Origin of the sequence: Streptomyces sp. 796.1, assembly GCF_047525675.1 — a bacterium.
GTDB lineage: Bacteria > Actinomycetota > Actinomycetes > Streptomycetales > Streptomycetaceae > Streptomyces.
Map to the genome: position 1 here is coordinate 73,862 of NZ_JBLIWA010000002.1, position 6,005 is coordinate 79,866.

Consider the following 6,005-nt stretch of genomic DNA (forward strand, 5'->3'; position numbering starts at 1 on the left):
GCGCCGTACCTCCGGTGCCACCCGCCGTACGCGCACGCGCCCGCGCGGGGCGGCCGGGCGGTGACGCCCCTGCCTACCACCGCGACCCGCCCGTCCCGGGCGGAATCCGCCACGCCGCTCCCCCCGAGCCGTCCGCCGCACACACCTGCGCGCGGCGGCACGGCCGCCCCCGCAGCCCTCGGCGCGGACCGCGCGGTACCGGCCGCGCCGCCGACGGTCGGGGCCACCCCCCGGGAGTGCGCGCCCCGCCCCGCCGGCCGCCGGTCAGCCGGCCGCGCCCACCACCAGCCAGACGAAGCCGACGCCGGCGACGGTGCAGCCGAGGGTGCTGAGGGCGGGGTGGTCGTGGTGGGCCTCGGGGAGGATGTCGGCCGCCGCGAGGTAGAGCAGGACGCCGCTGAACAGGCCCAGGTAGATGCCGAGCGCCTGGTCGGGCACGGTGAACAGGAGGGTGGACGCCGCGCCGACGACGGGCGCGACGGCGTCCGCGCCGAGCATCAGCGCCGCCCTGCGCCGCGCGTTCCCGTACAGGCTGGTGAGCGTGTACGTGTTGAAGCCGTCCGCGAAGTCATGGGCGATCACGGCGACCGCGACGGCCACCGTCATCTCGCCGCTGATCTGAGCGGCGAGCCCGAGGGCGACCCCGTCCATGGCGCTGTGCCCCACCATGGCGGCGGCTGCGGTGAGCCCCACCTGCGGCGCCCGGCCGGCGAGCGGCGCGGGCGCGGCGTGTGCTGCCGCGCCCGGTGCGGCGGGGACGGCGCCTCGCGCGGGCGCGCGCGGGGTGGCCCCGTCGCCCCGCGGGCCATCGGCACCACCGACGGTGCCGGCAGCATCGGCGGTACGCGTGCCGCCCGGTGCCGCTCCCGGTGCGGCGGGCGCGACGTGGTGGGCGGCCACCCGCTCGGCCAGCAGCCGCTCCACCGCATGGGCGAGCAGGAAGCCCCCGACGAAGCAGAGCAGCGCCGCTGGCACCCCGTACACCTCGTCGCCCGCCACCTCAAGCGCCTCGGGCAGCAGGTCGAGCCCCACCACGCCGAGCATCAGACCGCCGGCGAGACCGAGGATCAGATGTCTGCGGTCGGTCACGCGGTGCGCGGTCCAGCCGCCGAGCAGCGTCATCACCAGCGCGCCCAGCGCGATCACCACCGGCACGGCCTCGCTCCTCTCCCGCCCACCGGGTCCGCGGGCCCTGCGGGGCACCGGCCGCCCTGCGGGGGCGCCTCCACCGGGCGGCGCAGGCGGGCCCGCGCCGCACGCATACGGCCGGCCGACCTTGACATGAGCACCCGGTGCGCTGTCGTGATCACGCAGCGTACGCGGGCCGTGCGGGCGATGCCATGACCGCTCGCCCACCTGCCGCCGATCGCGACCCGGTGTCGGTCTTCGTCGGCGTCGGGGCCAGTCGCGACGCGCCGCCGGCCGAGGTGGCGGCACTGGTCGCGGCGTGCCTCGCGGAGGCCGGACTGACGGCGGCGGCCGTCGCCGGGTTCGCCACCGTCGACGTCAAGGCCGACGAACCCGCGCTGCGGCTCGCCGCCGCGCGGTACGGGGTCCCGCTGCGCGCCCATCCGGCCGCCGCGCTGGCCGCAGTGGCCGTGCCGCACCCGACCCGTACGGCGCTGGCCGCGGTGGGCACGCCGAGCGTCGCGGAGGCGGCGGCGCTGCTCGCGGCCGGCCCCGGTGCCCGCCTGGTCGTGGAGAAGCGCAAGTCGACGCCGGTCGTCGGGCCACCGGCCGCGACCTGCGCGCTGGCGGTGCCGGCCCACCGCGGGCGGCCCCGCGACGACGCCCCACCCGTGCCCGAGGCCGACCCGTCCGCGCTCGACGGCACCCCGGTCGCACCGGAGTGAGGCCCCACCCGCACCGAGCGGGCCCGCCCCAGCGCCGCCGGCGTCGCCGACCCCGCCGGCCCCGCGCCCCGCTGACCTGCCGGGCCGCCCGGCGGACGGCCCGTCGGACCTGCCCGGCGGCGCCGCGGTGGCCAGCGGTAACGTCACGGGACACCGCCACGGCCTGGCCGAGCCGCCGGCGGGTACGGGGCGCCGCTCGCGTACCGGACACCGCGGCCCCTCACCGGGCCGGCGGCGCCGTGGCGGGCATCACGGCTGTCGGCGGCCCGACCGGCAGCACCGCGCCGGCGCCGACGACACCCCGCGCGCGCCCGTACGAAGCACGACACCGGCCCGCCCGGCCCGGGCGCCCACCGGCGCCCCACGACCCGCACCACCAGCACGGAGGAGATCGCGTGATGAGCCCGTCAGCACCGCCCACCCCGGGCCGCGGCCCGGGCGCCCGGCGAGGCGACCGGCTGCCGGCACCCGGGACGTGGGGAGCGTGAGGATGCCGTTGCAGCACATGGAGCCGGCGCCCGGCCCCACGGTGGAGTCCGCCGGGCCAGGCCCCGACCTGCGCCACCACGGCGACGCCGAGGTACGGGGCAGCGCCGCGGCCCTGGTGGACCTGGCCGTCAACGTGCGCGCCGACACCCCGCCCCGCTGGCTCAAGGCCCGCATCTCCGCATCGCTCGACACGCTGGCCGCCTACCCGGACGGCACGGACGCGCGCGGTGCGGTCGCCGAGCGGCACGGGCTGCCGCCGGAGCGGGTGCTCCTCACGGCAGGAGCGGCGGAGGCGTTCGTGCTGATCGCGCGGGCCCTGCCGGGGCGCCGCCCGGTGGTGGTGCACCCGCAGTTCACCGAGCCCGAGTCGGCGCTGCGGGACGCGGGGCGGACGGTGCGGCGGGTGCTGCTGCGGCCGGCCGACGGGTTCCGGCTGCGCCCCGACGACGTGCCGGCCGACGCCGATCTGGTGGTGATCGGCAACCCCACCAACCCGACGTCCGTACTGCACCCCGCCGACGTGCTGACGGCCATCGCCCGGCCCGGCCGGACGCTCGTCGTGGACGAGGCGTTCATGGACGCGGTGCCCGGCGAGAGCGCATCGCTGGCCGCGCGCACCGACGTGCCGGGGCTGGTCGTGCTGCGCAGCCTCACCAAGACCTGGGGCCTGGCCGGGCTGCGCATCGGCTACGTGTTGGCCGACCCGGCCACCATCGGCGCGCTGGAGCGGGCCCAGCCGCTGTGGCCGGTGTCCTCGCCGGCGCTCGCCGCCGCCGAGGCGTGCAGCACGCCCAAGGCGCGGGCGGAGGCGGCCCACGCCGCCCACCGCATCGCCGCCGACCGGGCCCATCTCATCGCCAGGCTGGCCGAGTTCCCGCCCGTACGGGTCTGCGAGCCGGCGGCCGGCCCCTTCGTCCTCATCCACCTGCCGGGGGCCGACGCGGTACGCCACCGGCTCCGGGCGGCCGGTTTCGCGGTCCGCCGCGGTGACACCTTCCCCGGTCTCGGCACCGAGTGGCTCCGGCTGGCCGTACGGGACCGGGCCACCACCGACCGCTTCGCAGCGGCCCTCGGCCACGTCCTGCGGGACGCACCGGCGGGCGAGACCACACACTGACCCACCGCGCGCGGGGTCGCCGATCCGCCCTTGCCCCGCAGTCGTTGCCCCGCCCCTGGCCCGCCGCCGGCCTGCCGCCGATTGGCTGCGGGCCTGCCGCACGCCGGCCCGGGGCGCCTCGCGTGCGCGGGTGCGCGCGTGGCGGTGCGCCCAGGGCGGCCCGGGACCCCGACGACTTCGCGTGCGCGAGCGCGCGAGGGCGGCGCAGCACAGCGCCCCGTACGAGAACGGCCGGCCGGGGCACCTCGCGCGCGGGCGCGGGTCACGTGCCCCGGCTCAGCAGAGCGGCCAGGTGCGGAGTGCCGCGTCGGCCATGCGCTGTAGTTCCTCGCGGTCGACGCCGCTCGCCGCCTGTACGGCGATGCCGAACACGAGCGTCGTGACGTAGCGGGCCAGCAGGACCGGATCGCTCTCCGGCGGGAGGTCGCCGTCCTCCCGTGCGCGCACGAACCGGTCGCGGACCCGACAGCAGCCGTCGTTGCGCCAGGCGGCGAGCAGGTCACGGACGTCGCTCCCGGCCGCGCTTGCGGCCAGCGCGCCCTGGACGCCGAGGCAGCCGTGCGGCTGGGCGGGGCGGGTGGTGGTGCGGACGGTTCCGGCCAGGATCGCGGCGGCCACCTCGCGGGCGGTCGGTTCCTCCAGGGCCCGGGCCAGATAGGCGCTCGGGCCCTCCGTGTAGCGCGCCAGGGCCCTGCGGAACAGCTCCTCCTTGTTGCCGAAGGCCGCGTACATGCTCTTGGCGGAGATGCCCATCGCCCCGGTCAGCGTGGCCAGGCTGGCGCCCTCGTACCCGTGCTCCCAGAAGGTCAGCATGGCGCGCTCAAGGGCCTCGTCCGCGTCGAAGCCCCGCGGACGTCCGACGGGGCCGCTCTGTTTGGTTCCCACGCCCCGCAGCCTATCCCTTTCGGCAGTGACCGATGCAGAAGTGCTACGGTCCATTTCCGCATCGATCGATGCAGAATTCGAAGGGGGTTACCCACATGGCATTACTCGCGGGCAAGACCGCTCTGGTCACCGGCGGCAGCACCGGGATCGGCCTAGCCAGCGCCGTACGGCTGGCGGCCGAAGGGGCGCACGTGTTCATCACCGGCCGGCGCAGGTCCGAACTCGACGCGGCGCTCACGACGATCGGCCCCGCGGCCACCGCCGTCGTCGGCGACGTCGCGGACCTGGCCGACCTGGACCGGCTCTACGAGGCGGTACGCGACCGGGGGCGGGGCCTTGACGTGCTGTTCGCGAACGCCTCGATCGCCGCGTTCGCCAGGCTGGAGGAGATCACCGAGGAACACTTCGACGCCCTCTTCGGCATCAACCTCCGCGGCATGTTGTTCACCGTCCAGAAGGCGCTGCCGCTGCTCAACGACGGCGCATCGGTGATACTCAACGGCTCGACCAACGTGGACGTCGGCGCGGAGGCGTTCGGCGTCTACGCGGCGAGCAAGGCGGCCACCCGCTCGTTCGCCAGGACCTGGGCCAACGAACTCAAGGGGCGCGGCATCCGGGTCAACACGATCACCCCGGGCCCGACCGACACACCCGGCCTCGCCGCACTCGCCCCCGACCCGGGCCAGGCGCCCGACTTCCGGGAGCAGTTGGTCTCCCAGGTACCGCTGGGCCGCCTCGGCCGCCCGGAGGAGATCGCCGCCGCAGTGGCCTTCCTCGCCTCCGAACAGAGCAGCTTCGTCACCGGTTCGAGCCTGTACGTCGACGGCGGCATGAACCAGGTCTGAGCACCGCCGGGCGTCCGCCCCGTACGGCCGTGGGCCCCGCATGGCGCGTACGACTCGCACTGCCCGCACGGCCCGCGGCGACCACCGGACCGCCGGGCCCGCCCCACGCGGACGGGCCCGGCGGCTCCGGCCGCCGGGTCTACGCCCGTGGCCCGGCGGGCGTCGTGCAGTGCGTCTCGGCGAGCGCGATCCGGCCGGTGACGCTGGCGACGTTCAGCCGCAGTGGATCGACGGCCACCCGCAACTCCAGGGCGGCAGCGGCGGCCGTACGCGCGGTCGTGGTGGTCTCGGCCACGGAGAGCCGCACCTCACCCACGCCGGGAACGGTGACCTCGGTGGCGCGGCGGACGGCGAGCGGAACCCGCTTGCCGAGCACGGTGACCGCGCCGATCGGATCGACCGCGGCGACCGGCCGGCTGCCGGCCCGGCACGTTGCGGTCGAGGTGACCGCGTCCACCTCGACCAGCGGCAGCGCGGGCAGCCCCGGCGCGTAGACGCGGGCCTGTGCCAGGTGGGCGCGGCCCACGGCGGCGCGCGGGCCGGCGGTGGCGCGGGCGGTGGCGGTGTCGGCGCGGAAGACGGTGATCGGCTTGCCGTCGGCGATGCCGTCGAGCAACACGGTGAGCGCGGTCTTCTCCGCGCTCCCCGGCGCCCGCACCTCGTTGACCGGCGCGTCGAGCGGCACCCGGAGCGCACCGCGGAGCAGGGACACGTCGAGATCGGTACGGAGCACGGCCGCGCTCGACGTACCGGAGCCGGCCGGTGCGGAGCCCGCGCGGTCGACGGGGCCGGCGCCGTCGGCGGCGTGCGCCGGCG

Annotated in this window: 5 protein-coding genes and 1 pseudogene; 3 read left to right on the top strand and 3 right to left on the bottom strand. The window is 77.5% G+C overall.

The window, feature by feature from the left end; all coding sequences use genetic code 11:
* Window positions 1-264: 264 nt before the first annotated feature.
* A complete protein-coding gene (locus tag ACMA1D_RS01705; protein WP_414722032.1) occupies window positions 265-1,155 on the bottom strand; it encodes a ZIP family metal transporter in 891 nt (296 codons plus the stop codon).
* 185 nt (window positions 1,156-1,340) lie between these two features.
* Between ACMA1D_RS01705 and ACMA1D_RS01710 the strand changes: the two genes are divergently transcribed.
* The gene (locus ACMA1D_RS01710; RefSeq protein WP_414722033.1) at window positions 1,341-1,853 is read left to right on the top strand and encodes a cobalamin biosynthesis protein; all 513 of its coding nucleotides are present in this window, start codon (window positions 1,341-1,343) and stop codon (window positions 1,851-1,853) included.
* A gap of 490 nt (window positions 1,854-2,343) precedes the next feature.
* Window positions 2,344-3,459 (top strand): Rv2231c family pyridoxal phosphate-dependent protein CobC, encoded by a 1,116-nt coding sequence (cobC, locus tag ACMA1D_RS01715; RefSeq protein WP_414722034.1) that lies wholly within the window; start codon window positions 2,344-2,346, stop codon window positions 3,457-3,459.
* 276 nt (window positions 3,460-3,735) lie between these two features.
* Here cobC and ACMA1D_RS01720 read toward each other — a convergent pair whose 3' ends face one another.
* Complete coding sequence (locus tag ACMA1D_RS01720; protein ID WP_414722035.1) at window positions 3,736-4,344, bottom strand: TetR/AcrR family transcriptional regulator; 609 nt, start codon at window positions 4,342-4,344, stop codon at window positions 3,736-3,738.
* Between the two features lie 95 nt (window positions 4,345-4,439).
* On the opposite strand from ACMA1D_RS01720, the gene ACMA1D_RS01725 reads away from it, so the two are divergent.
* Entirely contained in the window at window positions 4,440-5,189 is a 750-nt protein-coding gene (locus tag ACMA1D_RS01725) for an SDR family oxidoreductase (protein WP_414722036.1), read from the top strand.
* Between the two features lie 139 nt (window positions 5,190-5,328).
* Here ACMA1D_RS01725 and ACMA1D_RS01730 read toward each other — a convergent pair.
* A pseudogene (locus tag ACMA1D_RS01730) lies at window positions 5,329-5,982 on the bottom strand (SCO1860 family LAETG-anchored protein); the annotation flags it as partial.
* Window positions 5,983-6,005: the final 23 nt, after the last annotated feature.

What these genes read in the sequence shown, in the direction of transcription:
- ACMA1D_RS01710 (WP_414722033.1), top strand. Translation starts at nt 1,341, where the DNA reads ATGACCGCTCGCCCACCTGCCGCCGATCGCGACCCGGTGTCGGTCTTC.
- cobC (WP_414722034.1), top strand. Translation starts at nt 2,344, where the DNA reads ATGCCGTTGCAGCACATGGAGCCGGCGCCCGGCCCCACGGTGGAGTCC.
- ACMA1D_RS01725 (WP_414722036.1), top strand. Translation starts at nt 4,440, where the DNA reads ATGGCATTACTCGCGGGCAAGACCGCTCTGGTCACCGGCGGCAGCACC.